Origin of the sequence: Paenibacillus ferrarius, from assembly GCF_002027705.1 — a bacterium.
GTDB classification, from domain to species: Bacteria; Bacillota; Bacilli; order Paenibacillales; family NBRC-103111; genus Paenibacillus_E; species Paenibacillus_E ferrarius.
In genome coordinates this window covers 18028-42908 of the sequence record NZ_MBTG01000023.1, presented here as the reverse complement: position 1 = coordinate 42908, position 24881 = coordinate 18028, and the positions used below count along the sequence as shown (strand labels likewise).

The following is a 24881-nucleotide window of genomic DNA, read 5'->3' as shown; positions in this document are numbered from 1 at the left end:
CGGGGGCGAGTCCAAGTTTGCGCTCGTTCGTCGCGTAGGCGGCGAAGGAGGGCTCTAGAGCGGTGCTGACGTCTCGCAGAGCGGCAGATCGAAGCTGAAAGGCTGAGAAACAGCCTTGTACAAGTCGCCCTCATTTACTCGAATGCCACTTAAACTGTCCTCTGTCCTCTAATACTCATACATCGTCTTAACAAGCTGCTACAGTCACTACATTCGCTAGAGCTATGAGCTATGCGCGCATTCTCCGCCCTGGCAGCAGGCCTGAATGAATGGAAACGGACAACAAAATCTAGTAAGATAAAAGCAGCTATTGTGAAGTGAATGTTATGGACTTGGAGGCGCGATATGGATAGTTTTCAGGCATGGGTGGTAGACCGTTCGGCGGAGCAATTTTCTAGCGGTATGAAGGAAATGCATATTGAGGACTTACCGGCAGGAGAAGTTACAATTCGCGTTGCCTACTCCGGAATTAATTATAAAGATGCGCTGGCTTGCTCTCCGACGGGGCGTGTTGTGCGAGCTTATCCGATGGTACCTGGCATTGATTTGGCGGGGACGGTGGTCGCTTCGGCTGATGGTCGGTACAAGGAAGGTGACGAGGTGCTTGTGACGAGCTATGAGCTGGGAACGGGGCGCTTCGGAGGGTTCAGCTCGTATGCACGGGTGCCGGCCGATTGGGTTGTGCCGCTGCCGAAAGGGCTTACTCATCGCGAGGCAATGATTCTCGGAACGGCCGGCTTTACGGCGGCCCTTTCCATCCTGCGGATGGAGGAGAATGGGCTAAGCCGTGCCCAAGGACCTGTGCTGGTTCGCGGCGCAACCGGCGGTGTGGGCAGCAACAGCGTAGCCATGCTGGCTGGGCTTGGTTATGAAGTCGAAGCGAGCACGGGGAAATCGGCTGATCATGCGTATTTGCTTGAGCTAGGCGCGAGGCGCGTGCTGTCTCGTGAGGAGCTTTCTCCGGCTGTTCAGAAGCCGCTGAACAAGGAGTATTGGGCCGGCGCTGTCGATCCTGTTGGAGGTGATTCGCTCTCCTATGTGCTAAGTCGAATGCAATACGGCGGTTCGGTGGCGCTTAGCGGCTTAACGGGCGGTGGCGAGTTCGCGGCGTCCGTGTATCCTTTTATACTGCGAGGCGTGAACATAATGGGAATTGACTCGGTATACTGTCCGATGCCAATTCGCAGACTACTCTGGGAGCGCATCGCGAGGGATCTGAAACCGCCGCTGCTAGAGCGGACAGTATATAAAGAGGTAAACCTGACGGGCATTGGTGATGCTGCAGATGAGGTTTTGAACGGAAAAGTCAGAGGAAGAGTGCTCGTCCGTTTGTAAATGAATTTCATGAGATGGGGAGAGATGGTTGTTGAAAATGCGAGTTTCAGCGGTGCAGTATCATTTGCACACGATACATAGTTTCGATGAGTTTGCTGCGCAGGTGGAGCATTATGTGAAGATAGCTCAGGAGTTTGAGGCGGATTTTGTCCTGTTTCCGGAGTTGTTTACAACACAACTAATGTCCATCGGTGATGAGAATGGAAAGGCTTTGTCGATTGAGGTGCTGCCTTCTTATACAGAGGCTTACCGTTCGCTTTTTCAAGGATTGGCCAAGCAAACGGGTATGCACTTGATCGGTGGCACTCACATTACCTCAGAAGAGGGCAAGCTGTATAATACCGCGCATTTGTTCTACCCGGACGGAAGGGTTGGGGAGCAGAAGAAACTGCACATCACGCCGCCGGAGATCAAAGAATGGAATATGGGCGCAGGGGATTCCTTGCAGGTTTTTGATACGGATAAAGGGCGGATTGCCATTCTGGTCTGCTATGATGTAGAATTTCCCGAAATCGTGCGGATGGCAAGAGCCCGCGGAGCAGATGTTTTATTTGCCCCTTCGTGTACAGATGATCGGCATGGATTCCATCGTGTACGGTATACCTGTCATGCGAGGACGATTGAGAACCAAATCTACGTGGTAACGACGGGGACGGTGGGATCGTTGCCTACGGTTGATTTTATGAGAGGCAATTTCGGGCAAGCTGCGGTGATTACACCTAATGATGTGCCTTTTCCACCCAAAGGCATTCTCGTTGAAGGCGAAATTAACGGTGACATGGTGGTCACAGCTGATCTGGATTTGGACCTCCTAACCATTGTTCGGGAAAAAGGTTCCGTTACCACGTGGCGTGATCGCCGAACAGACCTGTATACGGATTGGTCTTAAAGCGGCAAGCCTAGGGGGGAGCTTAGCGTAATGAATGAAGCATCACCGCGATTTTATATGAAAAAGATGTACGTGTTCGACGGAGACAAGCCAATTGAGGCTGTAATTCGCACGTATGGCAGAGAAGACTTTCAAGCGCTTATTCATGTGCAGCAGGAAAGCTTTCCTCCTCCGTTTCCCTCTGAGCTTTGGTGGAACGAAGAACAGTTGGCTGAGCATATCAACCGATTTCCTGAAGGAGCGCTTTGTGTAGAAGTAGCAGGCGAGATCGTCGGGTCCATCACAGGTCTTCGCGTTAATTATGAAAATGGCCATGCGGCTGATCATAGCTGGTCTGCCATAACGGACAATGGGTATATCCGTACGCATCGTCCTGATGGCGACACTCTCTACATTGTGGACATCTGTATTCGCCCTAATTTCCGTAAGTTTGGGCTTGGCAAGTGGATGATGCAGTCCATGTATGAAGTAGTTGTGCATCTTGGCCTAGAAAGGCTGCTTGGTGGCGGGCGGATGCCGGGCTATCATCGGCATTCCGATACGATGCTTGCGGAAGAGTATGTGAGCGCTGTGATGGAGGGTGCGTTGAAGGACCCTGTTATTACTTTTTTGCTGCGCTGCGGGAGGACTCCTGTACAGGTGGTGCCGAACTATTTAGAAGATGAGGAGTCGCTGAACTATGCGCTTTTGATGGAATGGCGGAACCCGTTTCGGAGAAGTGTTGACCAAATGGAAGGAGTGACAAGATAAAATGGAATACATACGCATAACAAGTATTGATAATCCTTTATTTCGAGCGATGCATGATTTGATGAAGGAGGTGTTTCCTCCGGAAGAGGTACTGGAATACGCTTTATGGAAAGAGCCCTTGGAGGACCCGGGAATTCGTGTGTTCGTAGCTGTGCATGAAGGAAAAGTAGTAGGTGCGACGGAGTACCGTTACTATGATGATCTTCAGGTAGCGATGACGGATTTCACGATTATCGGTCAAGCGGGGCTTGGGATCGGCCGGTTTCTGGCACGGAAAAGATGGGCGGATTTGGAGGCTTTGGCCGTCAATTCGGGTAAGCCGATGCTCGGAATGTTCGCCGAAATCTACGATCCTTATCGGATTGAGGGACATGCCTTTGGCGGTGTGAAGCCGATGGACCCCTATGTGCGACGTGAGGTATTGTCGCATCTGGGATATAAGCGGATTGATTTCCCTTATGTTCATCCGTCTTGGGAGAACAATGGCGAAGCCGTGGAAGAGCTGGATCTTTGCTTCCTGCCAACGGATGAGGATATGCCAGCGCTCGACGCGGCTATCGTTGAGAAGTTTCTGAAAGGCTACTATGCCATTCTAGCCAATAAGCCGCAGGCTTGGCATGACATGGTCGCGGGACTGGGGCAGCGAACAGCCTTGGCGCTTTATCCGCTGTAGGAGTTTATTTTAAACGGTTGAAAGGAGCTAAGCGACTTTTTGCGCTTAGCTCCTTTGTTTTTGGTATCCTTCACAATTCATGCCCCGATAATGGCGATGCTCAATTTTGTATCTACTCTCGGTTTTCTCCGTGGCTCACCGATTTTGAAATACCTGCATAAGTGCAGGCTTTTTCGACCAAATCGTGTGAAAACATCAGAAAGCCTGCGATTGTGCAGGCTTTTTAAGATTTTTCATCCTGCAATCGAAAAAAGGTTTCGAAAGGATGCATATTTGCAGGAATTTCACTATTTAGCTTATTCTCAAGTCGAAAAGGATGCATATTTGCAGGAATTCGGCGATGTTTACGGACGTGTCTGAGGAAATCTGCCAGCGTGAGCAAAATCTCACTTAAAGATACACCAAACGGATTAAGCCTTGCGGAACCAACGACGATGAATCTTGCGTACAGCAAACAGGTAGATAATCAGAGGCGTAGGTGCTTGGATGATGCCCCAAATCCCCCAGAACCAGGGATAGCGGGCGCTGCGCTTGCGCGCATCAACGAACAGCCATGTGCTTTGCACAAGCAGCAGGATTGCTATGCCAATCCAAGCCCATAGGGGCAATGCATCCCAATTAGGATTCTTCATGTAAATCCACCCGCTTTCGTAAAAGTAGCCAAGCTATAGGAACAATAACTGCTGCAGCTTGCAGGGAAAGAAAAGCCAACGGCTGAGAAGTTGCAATAGCATATAAAAGGTATAGAATGGTCAAAGCTCCTAACCATAATGTAAGTAAATCACGAAGCAGCCTTAGACGCTGTTTCTTGTGTGTTTCAGCAATTCGCTGCTCGTACCAAGCGGAACTAGGCGTAGATGGAGAGAATAAACGATCCATGGTGCGAAGACCCTCTTGCAGGGAGTGAATCGTTTGTTCATCCTCTTGCTCACTTTGCAGCTTTGCAAGCTGCTCCTCATTCCGTCCACGCTCCGGCTCACTTCGCCGCGGCGTCTTGCGATCCTCATCCATCTACGCCAGCTCCTTTCGTAAGTGTTTCAATGCATGATGCACCCTTGATTTGGCGGTACCCTCCGCTATGGAGAGGATTTGGCCGATTTCCTCATAGGTGTAGCCGTAATAATGCTTAAGAATAAGCGGGATGCGGCTATCCTCAGGTAGTTCGGTCAAAGCATTGAGGACATCCGGCCAATCCTCGTTTTGATTTCCTGCCTGCCACTGCATCTGGCGCAAGTTTTGCTGCTGCTCCTGCCAGAGTTTCTCCCGTTTGCGGCGCCTGGCTTGATCAATGTACAGGCGGGTGGCGATGGTCATGAGCCAAGAGGAAAACTTGGAGGATTTCTCCTGATAAAGTTTTATTTTCTCTATGCATTTCATCATGGTTTCCTGGGTGATGTCCTCAGCCATCACGGGATTGAGTGTAATCTTCAGCAAATATTTGTATACAAAGTCATAATGCTGCTGCAGCAGCTGGGACAGAGCAGCATGATCTCCCAGCATGGCCTGACGAATGAGTACGTGCTCTTCCAAGGGTCGAATCATCCTCTCTGTCTGAATTCCTAGATAATACGAATAGGTCGGGCTAATCGTTCACAACGGACGAAAATTTAGGTTTAATTATTTATTAGCTTACCACTTTGGAGGGAAGGCATGTATAATGACAGCAGGAAGAACATTGAACAAGTGGAGGGCAATCTATTGAAACAAGGTATTGTACCAAGAGCCGGTCTTTCGCCGCAGGAGTTGGAGGAAGTTCGGGAGCTTTGGGAGATTTGCAATCGTCAAGAAGGCATCGAGATTAAGCTGAATTGGGGCACTTTAACGGATCGTCCAGTTGGCGTGACGAATGACTTTTTATTTTACCAGGACGACCGCATTGTTGGTTTCTTGGCTATATATAGCTTTCTATCGACCGAAGTAGAGCTTAGCGGGATGGTGCATCCAGACGCGCGGCGGCAGGGTATTTTCAGTCAGTTGGTTCAAACGGCGATAGACACGTGTCGGCATCGACAGGTACCGAAGCTGATTTTCATCAACGAACGGGGCTCGGAGAGCGGGAAAAGTTTCCTTGCGAAACTGGGTTCCCAGTATAGCTTCTCGGAATACGTGATGGAGCTTCGGGGCCATGCCGCTGCTGCTCTTCCAGCTTCGGATGAGCAAATTACGATTCGCTTAGCAGACAAGCAGGATGTAGAGCTGCTGGTGAAGCTCAATATGTCGGGGTTCAATATGACAGAGCAGGACACTAGAGATTACGTCAGTCAGACGATCGAAGGTCAGAAAGAACGGACATGGATTGCGGAGCTTGGCGAGCAGAAAGAACCTATTGGGAAGATAGGCGCGATGGTTGAGGCAGAGGGGACTGGATTCATTTATGGCTTTTGTGTAGTGCCGGAGTTTCGGGGCAAGGGCTACGGGCGCCATATCCTTCGTCAAACGATTACAGAGCTTCAACAGATGGATAAGGCGACGTACATCAAGCTGGAGGTATCCGTAGAGAATGAAAAGGCGCTGGGCCTATATGAATCATGTGGATTTACAACCAAGAATGCCAATGACTACTACGAGCTGATACTTCATTAGGCGAAAAGTGTTCCAATAGAAAGAGGCTGACTCAAAAGGTTAAAAACCTGGAGAGCGGCCTCTTTTTTGTTTCTTTTACATATGAATCTATTAAATCAGCCCGCGCAGAATAGCTATTTCCAACATATCTTAAAGTATCCCAGTAGGAAAGGAATGATAAAAATGACCTTGTTGCTCAATCACTTCTATGGAATTGTCTATCGAAATGTCAACGGAACCACAACTGTTTTTAATGGACGAGTTGTTTCCACAGGCCTCACTTTCATTGTTATTAGATTTATGAATGCTAGGGGAATCGTCGTCCTTAGAAGATTGCTCCGTATTCGAATCATTAGATTCGTCGCCATTTAATTCATTAACAGGAACAAAGGAGTCTCCTTATGGGAGCTCCTCTACATACACAGCATTCTTGTCATTGTTTATATTGAGTTAATAAATGTAAGTTACACTCCTTCCATAATAATTATATTGAAGGAGGCATTGTAGTGGACCTTCCAAACAGAACTGAAAGCAAATCCAAATGGGCCGTCGAAGCAAGCGGACTTGTCAAAACGTTTGGCGAAAATCGTGCTGTCGATGGCGTGGATTTGAACGTACCTACGGGTTCGATTTATGGCGTGCTTGGCCCGAATGGGGCTGGCAAAACAACTACAATTAATATGCTGGCGACTTTACTTCGACCCGATGCAGGTTCTGCACGCATCTTTGGGCATGATGTTGTGAAGGAGTCACAGATTGTTCGCCAATTGATCGGGGTAACAGGTCAGTATGCATCGGTCGACGAGTCACTCAGTGCAACTGAGAATTTGATGATTTTCTCAAGGCTGCTTGGGCTTGGACGCGTAGAAGCGCGACAAAAGACAGCGGATTTGCTTGAGGAATTTGGTTTATCGGAGGCTGCAAAGCGGCCATTGAAAAATTTCTCCGGCGGCATGCGCCGCAGATTGGATCTCGCGGCGAGCCTTATTGCGCAGCCTCCCCTCATTTTTCTGGATGAACCGACGACTGGACTTGATCCGCGTACACGTTCACAGATGTGGGAAACGATCCGCCGTTTGGTGAAGACGGGGTCAACCATCTTACTAACAACACAATATCTGGAGGAAGCAGATCAATTGGCCGACCGGGTTGCTGTTATTGATCGAGGACGTGTAGTCGCTGAAGGCACGGTAGATGAACTGAAAGCTTCAGTAGGTACTTCATCGCTGCAATTAAGTGTACAGAATCCTGATGACATCGACAAAGCCAGTCAAACCGTTGAACGTGTGCTCCAAGCCAAAGCGGTCATAACGGGTGGGAAGATTACGGCTCCAATGTCCGATGCTGATCGTGTAACCGACCTCTTAATTTCTCTGCGTGAAGCAGGTATTCACCTGGCTGAGATGAGTGTGCAGAAACCGACCCTCGATGAGGTCTTTCTAACCATAACAGGTCAAGGCGTTAAGGATGAAACAGCGGCGCACGATGCATCAATGACATTAGAGGAGGCACGAAGATGAGTGGTACTTTCATTAAACCAGGAGCCGAGAGGCAACTGAGAAATCACACAAGTTTTCGCCAAACGGTTCGCAACTCACTAACCATGGCGTATCGGGGAATTCTAAAGATTCGTCGCACACCTGAACAATTGTTCGATGTCACGCTCCAGCCCATCATCTTCACCTTGATGTTTACCTATATCTTTGGCGGTGCGATCTCTGGTGACGTGATGAGCTATTTGCCTGTCATTATTCCAGGCATCCTTGTGCAAACGGTCATTACGACCTCGATTGTTACTGGCGTACAATTGCGTGAAGATATGGATAAAGGCGTATTTGATCGATTCAAGTCTTTGCCTATCGCACGAATTGCGCCATTGGCAGGTGCATTATTAGCAGATACCATCCGATATACGATAGCAACGGTACTGACATTTTCCATGGGCTTCATCATGGGCTATCGGCCCGAAGGAGGTTTGGGACACGTTGCTATCGCCGCCGTACTTGTGATTTTCTGCTCCTGGGCCATTAGCTGGATTTTCGCTTTCTTTGGCGTCATTGCTCGAACGGCTTCAAGTGTTCAGGGCATCTCGATGCTTGTCCTCTTTCCGCTAACGTTTCTTTCCAACGCGTTCGTGCCAGTCGATACTATGCCTAATTGGCTTCAATGGTTCGTTAAAATCAACCCGATATCCCACCTTGTATCTGCTGTCCGAGAGCTTGCCAATACAGGGACTGCAGGTTGGGATCTCGTGATTTCTCTTATCGGAGCAGCTGTAATCGTCGCGATTTTTGCGCCTATCACGGTTATTGCCTATATGCGACGGACATAAGCCAAAACAAAGGAGCCAAGCAGATACAGCTGCTTAGCTCCTTTTTCAATGGATTGAATCTGCCCTTTAATGATAAATAAGTTCGGAAGATCCGCTAATAATAGTACCTGTATTTTGCCCCATACAAATTTCTTTCATAGAGCCAGGTTTATCGAAGTTAAAAACATGGATAGGAACATGATAATCACGGGCCAAGATGAAGGCTGACTGATCCATGACCTTCAGATTGTTCTGGATGACATCATTGTAGTGAAGTGATTTGTATTGAACAGCTTCCTTATGGTGTTTGGGATCTTTATCGAACACGCCGTCGACACCCTGCTTCGCGACAAGAATCGCTTCGCAGTTGACTTCGATGGCTCGTTGGACCGATGGATAATCGGTGGTGACGAAGGGCTGCCCATTGCCGCCTGCAAAAATAACGATGTACCCTTTTTCCAGATGATGAATAGCTCTAAGCCGGATGAAGGGCTCCGCTACGGAAGCAATTGGAATGGCCGTCATAACGCGGACTTCCGCTTGGGTCTTCGCTTTCAGAACGCCGCGCAGCATGAGACTGTTGATGACGGTAGCCAAGGTGCCGATATTGTCGGCTTCGGCTTTCTCGATGCCCCAGCTCTCGCCCATATTGCCGCGGAAAATATTACCCCCGCCGATCACGAGACATACCTCTACGCCTAACTGCACAACCGTCATAATCTCATTGGCAATGTGGTCCAGCTGCATCGGATCAAAGCCGAATTCGCTGTCTCCCGCGACAGCTCCGCCGCTAAGCTTGATAAGGACTCGTTTATAGCGCATATCCATCTCTCCTCCCAGTGTGAAAAAGTGTGTATCCTATGGTTTCCTGCCTGAAATCAGCTCCGCCCGGAGGGGCTTAAATCTGCGAAAAAAAACACTAAAGCAACGAATGCTTTAGTGTTTCATGGAATGAGAAATAGGAAGAAATCTATGCTCGACAGCAGTCTTCATACTCCTCACTCCTTCCGCTTATGATTAACAGCTATTGTACCTGAATCAAGAGGAAAAATGCAATTTCTGCGGAACGCGCATGTGAACGAACAAGCCAATAATGACGAGCAGCAAGAGGGAGCCTAACGCTACGCGGCTAGCCCAATTGCCTGACTAGGCGTCTGATTGCGGTTTTTTGATTTCGACCTCGATCATATCCATATTCGATTTCATTTCGATGATATCAATCCCTTTGCGCTGCAGGGTGGTGGAGAGGGAATCCTTGTCCTGCGTATGGAACACATAAGCATTGCTTTGCTTGGTTTCGAGCAAATGCTTGGCTACCTGCACCAGGCGCTCCATCGAAAACGGTTTTTTGAGATATTTCTGAATATCCTTCTCATGGTAATCGTGCGGCTGATCCAGCGCCGTTGATACGATGACAGGGGTTTGGTAATACACAGGATGATGAGAGAGATCGGCGATGAAGTCCCAGCCTGTCTTGGCTCCTTCGAGATGAATGTCAACGATGAATAAGACGGGCTCTCCGGTGCAGCGGCTAAGCGCAATAATGCCCTCTTCCGCAGAACGAATCTGGATGGAAGGGAGGTTGAACTTGTTCAGAGCGACTTGAATCAGCTTGGCTAAGTCGTCGTCATCTTCGAAAATAACAATTTTATTATCCAACGTAGACAGTTGATATTGATCCAAAACAACGCGGAATGTGGTGCCTTTCCCCATCTCTGAGGTGTAGGAGATCTGTCCATGATGTCCTTCTACAATTTCTTTGACAATGGCGAGACCTAAGCCTGTACCGCCAATTTGGCGACGGTCTGAATTGTCGACGCGGAAGAATTTAGAGAACATCTGAGCATGCGCCTCTTCAGGGATGCCCAGCCCATAATCTTGAATAGTTACGTTGATTTTTCCTTGATCAGCACTCAAATGGATATCAATGCGGTCCGAACCAGGTGAATATTTGATCGCATTGCTGATGAGATTATGGAACACTTGACGCATCCGATCTGCATCCGCGCGTACCCACAGCTCTTCGTCCTGCTGATGGATGATAATGCGATGATTTTGCTTATCCTGCCACTGTTCAGCAATCTCTTGCGCTGTGCTTATTACATTTATCGGTGAGAAATGATACAGTTGGCGTCCTGACTCCATACGCTGTAAATCCAAGAAATCGTTGATTAGATTCGATAAGCGATGCGCTTCTTTATAGATGGTTTCCATGTATTTCTTCTGCTTGTCCTTCGAAAGCTCGCGATGCAGCAAGATCTCGATGAATCCCAGCACGCTGGCAAGCGGTGTCCGTAATTCATGGGAGACGATGCTGATGAATTCATTTTTCATTTCGTCAACGCGTTCTTCCTCAGTTCGGTCACGGAATACGAATAAATAGCCTTTCTGTTCCGTATCTGCACTGACGACAGTTGCATATAATTCTGCATATTGCGGCTGATCCTCGAATACGAAGCTAAAGCGCTGCGTGAGATGAGAATTCGAACCTTCGATTAACGCTTCAATGGAGGTAGCGACACCGATAAAGCTGGCGGTTTCCGTAGAAATGTCCTGACAGCATGCGATTAAGTTCTCCCCTATCCGTTCATGCAGATTGAAGTAGCGGTTCATCCGATGATTGGAGAAGAGAATCGTACCGTGCGAATCACACATCATCATTCCTTCGTGCGCCGATTCCAAAATATTTTGGATCAAATCACGCTGCCCTTCAATAAGCTGCTTTTCAGCGATGAGCTGATCATTAAGCTTAGCGAGATTAGCCGCTTGGCGGAGCCTCTCGTCATTCATGACCTGAGAGTAGAACGCTAAACCGAACTGACGAACTAATCCTTTGGTTAACCGCTGATTATTCTCATGAAGGAGAGAACTTTGATAGCTGGTTAGCAGCAAGAAACCAATGACCTTCTGTTTATCATCGAATAGAGGGATATACTGATCGCAAGCCTGAAGCATGCCGCCATGAATGCCTTGTTCATGTCCGAGCACATCACGCATATGGTAGATAGGCGTCCCCTCATCGAAAACACGTTTGGCAGGGCCAAACAGCTCCTGCTGATGTTGACTAATATGATTTTTGGGATATCCGATGGAATGTATAACTTCATAAGATAAGCTGCTGCCTTCTGTGGAAGAAGGTCGCTCTATGACAACTAAAGCAGCATCCTGGGCTAATGAGTTCAATAAGGCAGGCAGTGTATGCTTTAGGAAATCCTTTAATTCCACATACCCTGTCAGCTTCTCCTGATAGGAAGAAATGAGTTCCAAGTCCCGTTCCCGTTCGGACAGCTTGGCCAAAGTCACCTGCTGTTCTTCCTGCTGGGCAATAATTTCCTCGTTCTGTGTCTCTAAGCTTTCAGCCATATAGCGATAGGTTTCCTCGCTTTTGCGAAGCTCTTCCTCGGCTTGGTTGGCCCGGAAAGAAATGAAAATAGATAGACCGCCGGCGATTAAAGCGATAATGCCTCCAACCATCGTAATCATACGGGAGGTTTGACCTGCTTTGAGAGAAGCGGTATAAGCATCTGCTGTAATTTGTTCGATAGCTTTTTCAATACTGGTATGAATGATCCGGTAACGGTCCATCATCGTTTTGCCCGACGCCAAGCGGGCTTTGGCTTCGTCCGTTTTTCCTGCCCTCACCAGCTCTAATTGCGAATCATAGAATTTCTGTAAATTGGTAATTGCCGGTATGGCTTGTGTATCCATAATGAGCTGTAATGTCGGATATTTTTTGTCATACTTGCGAATCTTGTCCAAATCTTCTTCTAGCTGCTTTCGGCCAGCTGTATAGGGCTCCAGATATTGCTCGATGGTAGTTAGCTCGAAGCCCCGAATGGCTGTTTCTTGATTAATTAAATCCGTTAGCAGGCTGTTCGTCGTTGTCGCAATGGGGATTGAATCCTTCACAATCGCATTGCTTTCACTTTCCATATTCCTTGAAGCGATGTAGTTGGATACACTTACAAAAGCCAGTAAGACGACGATTAAAATAACATATAGCATTGAGATCCGAGACCTCGTAAAAGCCTTCATAGCGAACTGTCACCTAACTTCTAATTAGAATGTGAATGATAAGCTAAAAATTCGACACAGAGCAACAAATTCCTTTAAAAAATGATAATGTCATGTTTTCTTCCATCAATCCATTGCAAGAAAGGTCGATGTCGTTTACAATACTATTCATTAGATAACTAATGTTAGGTTTAAGAACATTGATTACAGCTTGAGGAGGGCGCACACCGTGCAGGTTAATGACAGCAGGATTCCGCCGAAGCAGGAAGTACGTCCATTTTTCCAACCCATTCTGTCTCTGCAAAGCCAAGAGATCATCGGTTACGAAACCTTGGGCAGAAGGGTGCGGCAAGGCCATGTTGAGAGTCTGGGACCCTTTTTCAAGGATCCTGACATTTCTGAAGAGGATCATTTGTCGATTGATCGTTATTTAAGAGAACTGGCCATTGAACGGATTACAACTGTAGAAGACGAGAGTGCATTGTTCATTAACTTAAAGCCATCCTGGATATATCAAACGTATAAGCGGACGGGCATGCTGCCTACCATTGAGTTGTTGAGGAAATACCGGATCAATCCGGCGCGCATCGTCATTGAAGTGACCGAAGAGGAATTTGCGGGAAAGCTTCAGGAACTGACGCGTATTGTAGAAATCTATCGAGAGTTCGGCTGTACCATTGCGATTGATGATGTGGGCAGCGGCTTCAGCAATTTCGACCGGATCGCCAGTCTCCAACCGAAGATTTTGAAAATCGACCTGAATATTTTGAAAAAAAGCGTCATCCACGCGGGCTACAAGGCGCTTATGCAGTCGTTCTCCATTTTAGCTGCTCAAATGGGTGCTTCCCTGCTGGTCGAAGGCGTGGAAACGAAGCAAGAACTCCACAGCGCGCTGCAAGTTGGAGCCCGGTATGTTCAGGGTTATCTCTTCTCAAAAGCGGAGCCTGAGCTCCAGAAGAAGGACGCTTTCAAAGCGATGCTGAAAGAAGAGATGAACATCTTCGGTCAAAGCGAATTTCAGCGCTACAGCCGAATCCTCACGATACATCAAAGCCTCGACGCCCTGCTTCGCGGTTCAGTCCGAATATCTACACCCGAAGATGCGGATTCCATGATCGAGAACATGCTAAACAGCGTTTCCGATAATTGCATGCGGATATACATCTGTCTTGGAGATGGCTATCAAATCTCATCCAACTACTCGCGTAAAGACGAAGCCTGGAGCAAAGATGACAGCTACCGTGGAGCGAACTGGACATGGAGGCCCTATTTTATCTCGAATATTCTCATGATGAATCTGCAGGACCAAGGTATTCTCTCCCAGGCTTATACAGACTTGGACACGTCCCATCAGATCCAGACTTATTCCTGCGCGCTTGGGGATGGGTATTATCTATTTTTGGATTTAATCATTTGACATGGGGTACATTGAGTCTTTCTATGGCTTGTTTTGCGCGGCAATGGGAGCTGCTTTATGTTAACTTGCTTCATTTGTATATCCGACGTAATTTTACTATTCCAAAATGCCACGATCACACTTGGAATCACTTGTGGAAGGTAGCTCTTCATCCTGAAATTGGATGAATTTCATTTACTTCGCCGATTTCCTGCGATTATGCATCTTTTTCCATAGAGAAAGGTGCAAAAAGGTGAAAAACCTGCAATTATGCATCCTTTAGCGACCTTTTTCCGATTTCAGGAGGGAAAAGCTAAGAAAGCCTGCATAATCGCAGGCTTTCTGTTGTTTCACACGATTTGAGCGAAAAAGCCTGCACATTCGCAGGCTTTTTCGCTCAAATCGGGGAGTCACGGACACTGCCGCAGGGCAGTCTCATTGTGGTATACCTTTAATGAGCTTTGAAGATCTCATCAATGAGCTTCATTTCGTTCTCAGTAATCGCCAAGTTATTGAGCGCCGCAATGTTGACGCGTGGGCATTGATTTGAAGGCAGACAGTCGCTGGATGCAGGAAAATGGTGAAATGTTCCACGCGCCAATTGATCCGCGTACCAAAGAGTATTTGAACACAATGAATCAATGGCATAGCGAGGGCTTATTCGAGAAAAAATTGCTGTCCAGACAGGAGAAAGATTGGCAAACGTTGATTTTCAACAAATGCCTACGAGAAATATAAAGAATTATCAAAGTAAATTTCAAAAGGACCAAACCAAGATACGCAAGCCTGATAGAGGAGATTCCCCAGATCAGGCTTGCGGCTAACCAATGATGAGGCTTACTTCATTTCCCAGTTCGTCACTTGAATAATGGCGGCATCGGCGTTCTTCAGATCGGTTTCTCCATTTTTCAGCAGCGTGCTCCACTGCTTCACACGGTTCTTGCCATTGGGCGGCTGGTTATAGTCGTTGGTATCGACGATTAAGGTGCGTTTTGCGTAGAAATTAGTCATGAATGTCTTCTCATCGTTGCTTGTGCCAGACCGTGAGAGAACCCCCTCAAGACTGCCTGAGTCGCCAGTGGAGCCTTGATTCAGTGCCGTATCTACAAAAGAGCCGATTGTTAAAGCCGAGCTGAAACCGCGCTGACGTGCTTGCTGTACACTATATTTGATATAAACATCGTAGAAGGTGCTCCAGATGGCATCTCTCCATTTGCTGTTGTTCTGCAAGGCGTTGATTTTGCCGCAGAAAACACTCCCGCTATCCGTAATTTCCAGAATGGAGCCTTTCATAGTCCCATGGACGCCAATTCGTGCCAGACCGCCTTGAATCGAAGGGTTGCTGGCTCCGCTGACCTCGTCGTATTTCTTGAACAAAGTGGGACCATCAGGATTGGGGTCATTGGCCCCGCCTGTCGTAGCGCCGAAAATGCCCATCGTGTATCCGCGTTTATCGGGAAGCTTTTCACAATAGCCATAAAACTTGGTCCAATCCAGCGAATCTTGCTCAGGTTTGTTGACGAGCTTCATAATATTATCCCATTGCTCACCATCGAGGCCCGTATTGGTCTTCAGAAACTGCAGCGTTGCTGGTGAGAAATTAGCGTCCGGATTGCCAGCAGCATGCGATTGTTGTGCGGGAGCGGCAACGAGCAGAGTCACTGCAATTGCGGAGCTAAGCAGAATGGAAAAAAGTGATTTTCTTTTAATTTTGGATTTTGTAGTTGTTGTCATGTAACATCCTCCTAAGATTATAAAATAGTTAAAGTTTAAGCGCTTTCTTTTTGAGTAAATAAAATGCCTCCTTGCGTAAGAAAAACCAAGTTATCCAATCAACTGCGTTACTCCTTTCCGCATTATGTTTAAACGCTTTAACTTTTAGGTTAAAAGAAATATGATCTATGTGAAAAATGACCCGTGCCGCAAGCGACACTGTAATCACTTTTAACCTCTGACCATTGGAAGAATCTTATGTACACCCTTAATTTACCATAAGTGTTTCCCCGTGGGAAGTGTTTATTTTTACCTTTGGAAAAGAAAGGAACCGAACGCCTGACAAATGTCTATTTGCCAGGCGTTTGCGTGATAAATAAGGCTTACTGCATGGTCCAGTGCGCCACTTGAATAATTTTGGCATCCACGTTTTTCAACTCGGGTTCTCCCTGATTCAAAAGCGTCCTCCATTGCTGCACACGATTCGCACCGTTGGATGTTTGGTTATAATCGTTCGTATCTGCAACCACAGTGCGCTCGTCATAGAAAATCGCTAAGAAATTCGCCTAGAAAGATTCTTCATCATTGCTGTCAGCAGATATGGAGAGAAGACCCTCCAGCTTAATGAAGTCACTGGTTGAACCTTGATTCAACGTTATGTCGACGAAAGCGCCGACCGTCAATGCAGAAGTGAAACCACGTTGATGGGCTTGCTGCACTTGCTGCACGTTATAGTTGATGTAGACTTCAAACAGAAATCATAGCAGCATACTCGTAAGATCGTATAGCAATTCCTATGAAGGCTCTTTACTTTGTGAATAGAGAATTGTTGTTTTTCTAATCAATGATTATTTCGTCGCCAGCTTACTCTTCCCTCTAAAGTTTAAGTGCTTAAACTTTTTGGCGAAAAAGAGAAGTTGTTTTCTAGAGAATGCCCTATTTATTAAGGCACGGAAGTACTTGTGTACTCTCTAAGCGTTGGATGACCATTGGGCATCCTTAATCTACCATATAAGTTCATCTGCAGGGAAGGGATTTGTTACAGGCTAAGTTGAGATGCGCGTAGTACTTTGAAAAATTTTGCCGATAAATGAATAAAGATGCCGGAGAAGTAGGTGGGGGTATAGTAATAGTATGATTTCGCAGGTCCACGACTTACAAATTTCGAAAAGCCTGCGAAAGTGCAGGCTTTGTCGATCAAATCGAGTGAAAATAGAGAAAGCCTGCGATTATGCAGGCTTTTTGGGCTTTTACACCCTATAATCTGAAAAAGGCTTCAAAAGGATGCATAATCGCAGGCTTTTTACGATTTTGCTTATTCTCAGGCAGAAAAGGATGCATAATCGCAGGAATTTCCAATTTTAAATGAAGAGGGGCTGTCGCACGAGGGATTCGATGCATGAATGAGTCGTAAGTAATAGGCATAGGCCACCGAAGTCTCCGAAACCACCAAGAGCACCAAGAGCACCAAGAGCACCAAGAGCACCAAGAGCACCAAGAGCACTAAGATAACCAAGACCACCAAGATAACCAAGATAACCAAGACTACCGAAACTACCAAGACCACCAAGAGCACCAAGAGCACTAAGATAACCAAGACCACCAAGACCACCGAAACTACCGAAACTACCAAGACCACCGAGAGCATCGGAACTACCGAAACTACCAAGACCACCGAGAGCATCGGAACTATCGAAATTACCGAAACTACCAAGACCATCGAAAGCACCAAGACATCCGAAACTACCGAAACTACCAAGACTACCAAGACCACCAAGACCACCAAGACCACCAAGACCACCAAGACCACCAAGACCACCATAACCACCGAAACCACCAGAATCACTAAGACGACAGAAAAACCTCCAACCCACTGTTAAGGTGGAATGGAGGTTGTTTTGGTTGGCTATGCTTCAACCCACTCGCGGCGCAGGGAGAACAGATCGCGCAGCTCATCGGTCGACAGCTCGGTGATCCAGTTCTCGCCGGAGCCGACGATCTGCTGGCTCAGGCCGAGCTTACGCTCGATCATTTCGTCGATGCGCTCTTCGAGGGTGCCAAGCGTGACGAACTTGTGCACCTGCACATGCCGTGTCTGCCCGATCCGGAAGGCACGGTCCGTCGCTTGGTTCTCGACGGCGGGGTTCCACCAGCGATCGTAGTGGAACACATGATTCGCCGCCGTCAGGTTGAGCCCGATGCCGCCGGCCTTCAGTGAAAGAATGAACACATTGCGCTGCTCTTCAGCCGGCAGGCTGGCATCTTGGAAGTGTGCGATCATGGCATCGCGCCCCGCCTTGGGTGTTCCACCATGGAGGAACAGCACGTTCTCGCCAAGCTCCTGCTGCAGCACATGCTGAAGCAGGTTGCCTGTCTCCACAAACTGCGTGAAGATCAAGCATTTGTCGCCTTCTTGGCGCAGCTCCTGCACCATCTCGAGCAGGCGCTCGAGCTTGTTGGAGCGTCCGCTCCAAGGGGCGCCCAGCCCTTCCTTGAGCAGCAAAGCAGGGTGGTTGCACACCTGCTTGAGCTTCGTGAGCGCGGCGAGAATAAGGCCACGCCGCTCCATGGCCGAGAGCTTATCCAGCCGGTCGAACATGTCTTGGATGTAGTTCTCGTACAGCGAGCCCTGCTCGGCGGTTAGCGAGATGAACGTTTTGGACTCGTTCTTTTCAGGCAAATCCAGCTGAATGGCAGGATCTTTCTTCTCGCGGCGGAGCAGAAACGGGCGGATCAGCTTCTGAACCTTGCCGATCGTCTCGCTATCGCGCGTCTTCTCGATGGCGTTCACATAGCGATGCGTGAATTCACGCACTGTGCCGAGATACCCGGGGTTGGCGAAATCGAAGATCGACCACAGCTCGGTAAGCCGGTTCTCGATCGGTGTTCCCGTCAAAGCAATTCGGTGGAAACCGTCCAGTCGGCGAATGGCCGTGGCTTGTTTCGTATACGCATTTTTGATATTTTGAGCTTCGTCCAAACAGATGGAGTTCCAGGCAACAGAGCCCAGTTCACTTTCATCGAGATGGGAAAGCGTGTAGGAGGTTAGAACCAAATCGACTTTGCCCACGATCTGCCCCTGAAAATCAGGTCCCTTCAACCGCTGGGGACCATAATGCAAATGAACCTTCAGCGAGGGAGCAAAGCGTTTAAGCTCCATTTGCCAATTGCCGAGAACCGAGGTCGGGCAAATTAACAAAGATGGCGTATCGGGCTGTTCCGTTTCTTTCACTGTGAGCAAATAGGTAATCCATTGGATCGTTTTCCCAAGACCCATGTCATCGGCTAAACAGCCGCCGAGGCCAAAACGGCGAAGGAACAACAGCCAAGAGATGCCATCCACCTGATAGTGGCGCAGCGAGCCTTGAAAGCTCGGCGGCGGTTGAATCGTCGGAATAGCTGACGCCTGTGTCAGCTGGTCGACCATGTGGCGCAGCTGTTCGTTCAGCTCAACCTCCATGTCGATGTAGCGCATCTCATCGGGATCGTCCTCAGCCGGCAGCAGTCCTGCGGCATCCCCGGCGAAGTGCAGTTCAAGCACATCGCGGAAGGAAAGGCCCTGCTTCTTCTGCACCTGCTTCATGATCTGCTCGACTTGCGCCATAAACAGCGGGTCGAGCTGTATCCAATTGCCGCGAATCTGGATCAGCTTGCGCTTCTCTTCGAGAAGCTGACGGAATTCTTCCTCCGTCAGTTCCAGATCACCGACAGCCAGCTTCCAGTCGAACTGCATCAGCTGGCTGAGCCCGAACATCGTCTCCCGGCCGGAACCGACGGAAGACTTGATCTTCGCGCGCAGCTTCGGCTTCAGCTTGCGGATGCGTTCCCACCAAGCCGGGAGGAATACACTCGTCCCGGCCTCTACAAGCCGCACGCTTCCCTCTGCGAGGAAGCGCCAAGCCTCTTCCTCCGTCAACGTTTGACGGAGCTCGCCTTCGCCCGCATCCAGCCATGGCAGGATGCGAACCCATTTGGCCGCGTCACGTGCAACGCGGCCGAGTTCGGGCAGCCACGCCTCCGGCAGCGGCTGTTCGCCAAGGGCCGGCTCGCCGCCGGGCGTCACGGTGCGCAGCACCTCAGGTGCAAGCCGGTCCTGCAGCAGCACGCGCAGCTGCCAGCCCGGACCATGCACCAGGTCCGGCTCCATGAGCTGCAAGCAAGTGCGCATTGGCGTCCGATCCTGACGCCAGCCAATGGCGACGAGCCAATCCTCCTCGTCGAGCCACAGGTCCGCGCCAACCTCTCCGCGGCGCATCAACGGATACGCGGCTTCAAGCTTGCGCAGATTGTCTTTCATAATGCCGTCGGCGTCCACCCACTCGGGGATCAGGGCATGAATCCAGCGTGTGACCCCCTGCGATTCCAGGGCCTGAAGCTCCTCAGGCAGTTGGAGCTTCCAGCCGATCTCACCGGCTTTCCATTTCTCATAATCCGGCATGAAGCTGCCGGATGCGAGCGCCTCCCGAACAGCCGGCGCCAAGCGAATCAAATCCGCACAGTCCTGCTGCCAGCTTAGCCGCAGATGCTGCACAGGCTGCGGATCGCTGAAATAATCGAGCGCCTCCAGCGGACCCAGCTCAATGCCTTCACGATTCTGCCACTCGCTTGGCTCCATGAACGTGCCGAAGAAGGAGGCGCGATGCCAGGCAAACAGCATATTTTTCAAATCAAGAGCATCCCAAATGCCGCCGTTCTCACGGGTACCCCATAGAAATAAAGAACCGTTAGGTAGGGAGCTAACGTGAACAGTTAGCGCGCTGGTTTCGATCATCGAATCCATTTTCCTTTCTTGAGCTCTTCTTGGAAAGCACGCAAGCGCGAGAATTTATCCGCTAAGCGATACACATAATGCTCCCAGCGATCATCCTGGCCTAATTGTTTGTAAATACCGTGAAGCTTCTTCAGAAGGCGTACAGCCGTCTTATAGGAAGCTCTATTTTTCTCCAAAACTGCCCGTTCAGCCGCTTGATGATAAAGCGGGAGCAGCAGCGCGGAATCATGCTCTTCAATCGCTTTGAGCTCCATGCCATATAGACTAAGCGGCGAAATACGATTTGCCAGCTGCAAGTCGACCCATTGCCGATACCGCTTCGTTTGCAATAAATAAGCCGTGTAATAATAATAGGAGCGAGGCAGAAGGGACTCCATCACCTGAACCCATTCGCTGTCTGACTCCAAATGCTTGGTCGTATCGAGCCAGAATTGGCAGAAGGTGCGGAAGTCATCATGATGAGCATTCGCAATGGATTTGAACAGCCAACGCAGCCAGATGACCATGAGGTTCCACTGCTTTTCGTTGTAATAATGGTTCAGATAAAGAAAATAATCTTTGGCATTTGGCTGAGCCAGCTGTTCCAGACGTTCGAAGGCGCTGTCGGTATCCTCTCGGATAATATCGAAATGCGCCCTTGCGGCAATCAGGGTATCCTTCTTCCGAGCAAGAAGCTCCTTCTTCGCAAGAAGGGCCTCGAGTCGCTGGATTTCCTCTTTCTGTGCTTGCGTTTGGTCAGCTAGCTTCCACCAGATGAAACGGTATACGAACAGCCAGTCAATCGGGCTATCCTTGCCTTGCAGGGCGAATTCTCCGAGCATTTTGAGCGTGGCTAGCCAGAGTTTGGGTTCCGCTTTGAAAGAGGCATTGATCAGTATACGCTCAACAAACTCCACCAGCTTATCCTCACAATTTTTGGCGGCAATTTTGCAGCCATTTTCGTGATAATAGGATAAGTAGGAGCTTTTCGTTTCTTGATAAAACTGCTCAATCTTCCGCATCATGAATAGCACGATATGACACAGGTAAATCTCGCGGGTGGTGCTTTTCCAATTCGCAGCGAATGGAGGCAAAGACTCCAGCGCAGAGTCATAGAACGTCTCAATGGAATGTTGATGGGAAATGGAGAATCCATGAAACTTCCCTTCAAAGAAACGATGCCAGTCGATAGGCATAGCTTCTTCCATAGGCACGTTGGCCTGTGCGGCAGCTTTCCGTTCTTGAGCCAGCGCCGCTCCGCGAATTGGCTTCTTGCGCGTGTTTATTTGTTGTTTTAACTGTTGAAGCACCAATTCCGGACGGCCATAAGGAGCATAAAGACTAAAAAACGTCGCTCCTATATGCTTGCAAAAGCCATCATAAGAACAACTGCATTCACTAGTAGAGAAGTTTTCTAAATTCAATGTCGCGGTATTGACCTTTTTGCCAGCTACAGTTGCCTGAATGCTAGTGCCCTTCAGGTCCACTTCGGTCACACGACCTTTATGATAATACTCCCAGCCCTGCTCCAGAACGACAGCGTCGAAATGCAGCGGGATTTGCTTGATTAGGTAGTTCATTCGATTTTTGGGAATCTGCAGTTTCAGCATGTGTGCTTTCCTACCCTCCGAGCGGTACATTCCTTCTTCCATAGTAACAGATTTTTTCCGAAATTGCCCATTTCCATAGTTTATGCCAAAGGGTAATTTTTTAATCAGCGCAAAAGGGGTTAACCCTGCATTTGGACCTATAATATGATAAAGTAAAGGGATAAGGAAAGTTGCTGAAGGGAGACTGTGCGCATGGGTGTTAAGTTTGGCAGAGAGTATAAGGACATTGTCACAGATTTCGTACGTGGGATTGAGATGGTGAACGGGTTTTATGAATTTCTGGAAATGGATGCGGACGATTGGCAAGCTCTTGATAAGGATGAACAAGAAGAATGTGTGCGCACGCTGGCTGACGATATTTTCTATGCCTTGGGCAGCACGCCGGTTATACAGGTGGGGGCGGGCTCTGTGCGCCATGATGCCAGCAATCACGTACTCAAGGTGCATGACGGTGAGAAGCTGGTTTCCGTTATTTATTTGGTCTAAAACACGCAGAAGTGTGATATAGAAAGGTGTAAAGAAGCTATGCTGGATGGAGCACGAAAGGTATTACAGCAGGTCTATGGGTATCCGGAATTTCGGGAAGGTCAGAAAAATATTATCACCAACTTGCTGGGCGGCCAAGATACATTAGGCATCATGCCGACCGGTGGCGGTAAATCGATCTGTTACCAGGTTCCTGCCATGCTGATGGAAGGCGTGACGTTAGTCATTTCGCCGCTCATTTCCTTGATGAAGGATCAGGTTGATGCGCTGAATGTGCTTGGCGTTCCTGCGACTTTCATCAACAGCACACTGGAGGCCAGAGAAGTTGAACAACGGATGCAGGGTGCGATGCAGGGCAAATACAAGCTGCTGTACATTGCGCCTGAGCGGCTCGAGTCGGAGCGTTTCCGGGCGCGGATGGCGGCGCTTAATTTGCCGCTTGTTGCTATTGATGAGGCACACTGTGTCTCTCAGTGGGGGCATGATTTCCGCCCGAGCTATGTGAGCATTGCTCCGTTTATTCGGGAACTGCCGAATCGTCCGATCGTGGCGGCATTCACGGCAACGGCAACAGCCGAGGTTACGGCTGATATTGCGAGGCTGCTTGATCTGAATGAAGCGGGGATTTTTATCAATGGTTTTTCACGGGATAATCTGGAGTTGACGATTCTTCGCGGGGAAAATAAGCGGGATTACATTCAGAACTATGTGAAGGAACATACGCATCAGCCCGGTATTATCTATGCCGCTACCCGTAAGGATGTAGAAGAACTTTATGAGCTGTTGCGCAAAAAAGGCTACGCCGCAGGCAAGTATCACGCCGGTCTTACCGATGATGAGCGCTCCTATATGCAGGAGGCGTTCCTCTATGATGATATTCGTGTGATGATTGCGACGAACGCGTTCGGAATGGGCATCGACAAGTCCAATGTCCGCTATGTCATTCATTACAATATGCCGAAAAATATGGAAGCTTATTACCAAGAAGCTGGTCGTGCCGGTCGCGACGGGGAACCGAGTGAATGCATTCTGCTGTTCAGTGCACAGGATATTATGACGCAGAAGTTCCTGATCGAGCAGAACCAACTCTCGCCTGAGCGCAAAGCGAACGAATACAAGAAGTTGCAGACGATGATCGACTATTGCTATTCGCCGCGCTGCTTGCGCAATGTAATTCTGCACTATTTTGATGAGACGAATATTAAGGATACCTGCGGCAATTGCAGTTCTTGCAAAGATGATCGCGATACGGTGGATATTACGGTGGAAGCGCAGAAAATTTTCTCCTGCATTCGCCGCATGGGAGAGCGTTTCGGGATCTCGATGGTCGCTTCTGTGCTCAAAGGCTCCAAAGCGAAAAAGATCCTCGATTACCGCTTCGATCAATTGCCGACCCATGGCATTATGCGCGATCTCGCTGAGAAGGAAATTTCCGATCTGATCAATGTGCTCATCTCGGAAGGATTCATGCAGCTGTCCGACGGGCAGTATCCGGTCGTCAAGCTGATGCAGCCAGCAGCCGAAGTGCTGCAAGGGAAGCTGCAGGTCAATCAAAAGGTGCGCAGGCAGCCAGTTCGCGCTGCTGCGGCTATCGACAATACGCTATTCGAACAGCTTCGCCTTCTGCGCCGGGAAATGGCCGCACGCGAGAAAGTGCCGCCTTATATTATTTTCTCCGACAGCACACTGCGTGAGATGAGTGAAATTTGCCCAACAACCGAGACGGCTATGCTGCGCATTAAAGGTGTCGGTGAAGTGAAATACCGAAACTACGGGAAGCCGTTCCTAGACCTCCTTCGCACGTATGCGGGAGAGAGCGATGTCGGCGCTGTTGCTTATGATTATGAATAAGCTCGATTTTCAGACCTATACACCATGCAGTGGAAGGCAGATACCCCTGTAGGTGTCCACTTGTCATACGTATCTGTCAGTGTAAATCCGGCACGTTGATAGGTCTGGATGGCGCGTTCGTTCCAGACGAGCACCTCCAGATCGATTTCTTGCTTCGGCGCACGACGCTGCGCTTCTTGAATCAGCAGTTGTACAAACTGGGTGCCTAGGCCGCTTCCTTTGCCGCAAAGATCAGGGCGAAGGCCTAAACCTAATCTTGTGACACCAACAATAGGGAAGAACTGGGCAAAGCCTGTTAATGTCCCCTCATCATCAACAATGCCTCGGTATTGCTCGGCTCGAATCAGCAGATCAGCAAACTCCGATTGTTCCTTCTGCATAGTATCCCAGGATGGCCAATTGTAGAGTTCGTAGGGAGCGGGATAGTGCCAAGTACATAGCTCTTTGCAGTGGGTATCTGTTAAGGGTACGATGCGCCATGGTAAGCTGATAATGCTTGCAGGTGTAAGATTCCCCATTTTTACTATCACCCTTTCTATCG

Annotated in this window: 22 protein-coding genes; 11 read left to right on the top strand and 11 right to left on the bottom strand. The window is 48.8% G+C overall.

The features are described 5' to 3' along the window. Window positions 1-345: 345 nt before the first annotated feature. From BC351_RS22835 to BC351_RS22820, 4 genes are read left to right on the top strand one after another with little or no spacing between them, the layout of a single operon-like run. Window positions 346-1335 (top strand): acrylyl-CoA reductase family protein, encoded by a 990-nt coding sequence (locus BC351_RS22835; protein ID WP_079415263.1) that lies wholly within the window; start codon window positions 346-348, stop codon window positions 1333-1335. A gap of 31 nt (window positions 1336-1366) precedes the next feature. Beyond that, complete coding sequence (locus BC351_RS22830) at window positions 1367-2224, top strand: carbon-nitrogen hydrolase family protein (RefSeq protein ID WP_079415261.1); 858 nt, start codon at window positions 1367-1369, stop codon at window positions 2222-2224. A gap of 30 nt (window positions 2225-2254) precedes the next feature. Then, complete coding sequence (locus BC351_RS22825) at window positions 2255-2974, top strand: GNAT family N-acetyltransferase (RefSeq protein ID WP_079415259.1); 720 nt, start codon at window positions 2255-2257, stop codon at window positions 2972-2974. Window position 2975: 1 nt separating this feature from the next. Beyond that, the gene (locus BC351_RS22820; RefSeq protein ID WP_079415257.1) at window positions 2976-3647 is read left to right on the top strand and encodes a GNAT family acetyltransferase; all 672 of its coding nucleotides are present in this window, start codon (window positions 2976-2978) and stop codon (window positions 3645-3647) included. Window positions 3648-4057: 410 nt separating this feature from the next. On the opposite strand, the gene BC351_RS22810 is transcribed toward BC351_RS22820, so the two are convergent. From BC351_RS22810 to sigY, 3 genes are read right to left on the bottom strand one after another with little or no spacing between them, the layout of a single operon-like run. Next, entirely contained in the window at window positions 4058-4279 is a 222-nt protein-coding gene (locus BC351_RS22810) for a hypothetical protein (RefSeq protein ID WP_079415253.1), read from the bottom strand. Next, entirely contained in the window at window positions 4266-4658 is a 393-nt protein-coding gene (locus BC351_RS22805; protein WP_079415251.1) for a DUF5345 family protein, read from the bottom strand. The genes BC351_RS22810 and BC351_RS22805 overlap by 14 nt, the downstream gene beginning before the upstream one ends. Beyond that, window positions 4659-5177: an RNA polymerase sigma factor SigY gene (gene sigY / locus BC351_RS22800; protein WP_244209144.1), complete on the bottom strand. Its 519-nt coding sequence runs from the start codon at window positions 5175-5177 to the stop codon at window positions 4659-4661. It abuts the gene before it with no gap. A 120-nt stretch (window positions 5178-5297) separates the two neighbouring features. Between sigY and BC351_RS22795 the strand changes: the two genes are divergently transcribed. From BC351_RS22795 to BC351_RS22785, 3 genes are all read left to right on the top strand, one after another. After that, a complete protein-coding gene (locus BC351_RS22795; protein WP_079415247.1) occupies window positions 5298-6230 on the top strand; it encodes a GNAT family N-acetyltransferase in 933 nt (310 codons plus the stop codon). Window positions 6231-6715: 485 nt separating this feature from the next. Beyond that, a complete protein-coding gene (locus BC351_RS22790; protein ID WP_079415245.1) occupies window positions 6716-7729 on the top strand; it encodes an ATP-binding cassette domain-containing protein in 1014 nt (337 codons plus the stop codon). Then, window positions 7726-8541, top strand: coding sequence for an ABC transporter permease (locus BC351_RS22785; protein ID WP_079415243.1), 816 nt, complete (start codon window positions 7726-7728; stop codon window positions 8539-8541). The genes BC351_RS22790 and BC351_RS22785 overlap by 4 nt, the downstream gene beginning before the upstream one ends. 66 nt (window positions 8542-8607) lie before the next feature. Here the strand turns inward: BC351_RS22785 and pyrH are convergent, their stop codons facing one another. After that, window positions 8608-9342: a UMP kinase gene (gene pyrH / locus BC351_RS22780; RefSeq protein WP_079415241.1), complete on the bottom strand. Its 735-nt coding sequence runs from the start codon at window positions 9340-9342 to the stop codon at window positions 8608-8610. A gap of 324 nt (window positions 9343-9666) precedes the next feature. Further along, the gene (locus BC351_RS22775; RefSeq protein ID WP_244209143.1) at window positions 9667-12525 is read right to left on the bottom strand and encodes an ATP-binding protein; all 2859 of its coding nucleotides are present in this window, start codon (window positions 12523-12525) and stop codon (window positions 9667-9669) included. Between the two features lie 238 nt (window positions 12526-12763). On the opposite strand from BC351_RS22775, the gene BC351_RS22770 reads away from it, so the two are divergent. Continuing rightward, window positions 12764-13951, top strand: coding sequence for an EAL domain-containing protein (locus tag BC351_RS22770; protein WP_144028498.1), 1188 nt, complete (start codon window positions 12764-12766; stop codon window positions 13949-13951). A gap of 525 nt (window positions 13952-14476) precedes the next feature. After that, window positions 14477-14668: a hypothetical protein gene (locus tag BC351_RS41720; RefSeq protein WP_144028497.1), complete on the top strand. Its 192-nt coding sequence runs from the start codon at window positions 14477-14479 to the stop codon at window positions 14666-14668. A gap of 99 nt (window positions 14669-14767) precedes the next feature. On the opposite strand, the gene BC351_RS22765 is transcribed toward BC351_RS41720, so the two are convergent. The 5 genes from BC351_RS22765 to BC351_RS22745 all read right to left on the bottom strand — a co-directional run bounded on the left by BC351_RS22765 (window position 14768) and on the right by BC351_RS22745 (window position 22003). After that, window positions 14768-15664: a chitosanase gene (locus BC351_RS22765; protein ID WP_079415235.1), complete on the bottom strand. Its 897-nt coding sequence runs from the start codon at window positions 15662-15664 to the stop codon at window positions 14768-14770. A gap of 362 nt (window positions 15665-16026) precedes the next feature. Next, complete coding sequence (locus BC351_RS42390) at window positions 16027-16173, bottom strand: hypothetical protein (protein ID WP_158082197.1); 147 nt, start codon at window positions 16171-16173, stop codon at window positions 16027-16029. Between the two features lie 831 nt (window positions 16174-17004). Then, window positions 17005-17517, bottom strand: coding sequence for a PE family protein (locus BC351_RS42385; RefSeq protein ID WP_158082196.1), 513 nt, complete (start codon window positions 17515-17517; stop codon window positions 17005-17007). Between the two features lie 32 nt (window positions 17518-17549). Beyond that, window positions 17550-20423, bottom strand: a complete 2874-nt coding sequence (locus BC351_RS22750; protein WP_208629839.1) for a DEAD/DEAH box helicase — start codon at window positions 20421-20423, stop codon at window positions 17550-17552. After that, window positions 20411-22003, bottom strand: a complete 1593-nt coding sequence (locus BC351_RS22745) for an SWIM zinc finger family protein (protein WP_079415227.1) — start codon at window positions 22001-22003, stop codon at window positions 20411-20413. Before BC351_RS22745 ends, BC351_RS22750 begins: the two co-directional genes overlap by 13 nt. Before the next feature lie 192 nt (window positions 22004-22195). Here BC351_RS22745 and BC351_RS22740 point away from each other — a divergent pair, with 192 nt between their 5' ends. Beyond that, complete coding sequence (locus BC351_RS22740) at window positions 22196-22489, top strand: hypothetical protein (protein ID WP_079415225.1); 294 nt, start codon at window positions 22196-22198, stop codon at window positions 22487-22489. Between the two features lie 39 nt (window positions 22490-22528). Next, a complete protein-coding gene (gene recQ, locus BC351_RS22735) occupies window positions 22529-24340 on the top strand; it encodes a DNA helicase RecQ (protein ID WP_079415223.1) in 1812 nt (603 codons plus the stop codon). Here the strand turns inward: recQ and BC351_RS22730 are convergent. Further along, window positions 24331-24858: a GNAT family N-acetyltransferase gene (locus BC351_RS22730; protein WP_079415221.1), complete on the bottom strand. Its 528-nt coding sequence runs from the start codon at window positions 24856-24858 to the stop codon at window positions 24331-24333. The genes recQ and BC351_RS22730 overlap by 10 nt on opposite strands. Window positions 24859-24881: the final 23 nt, after the last annotated feature.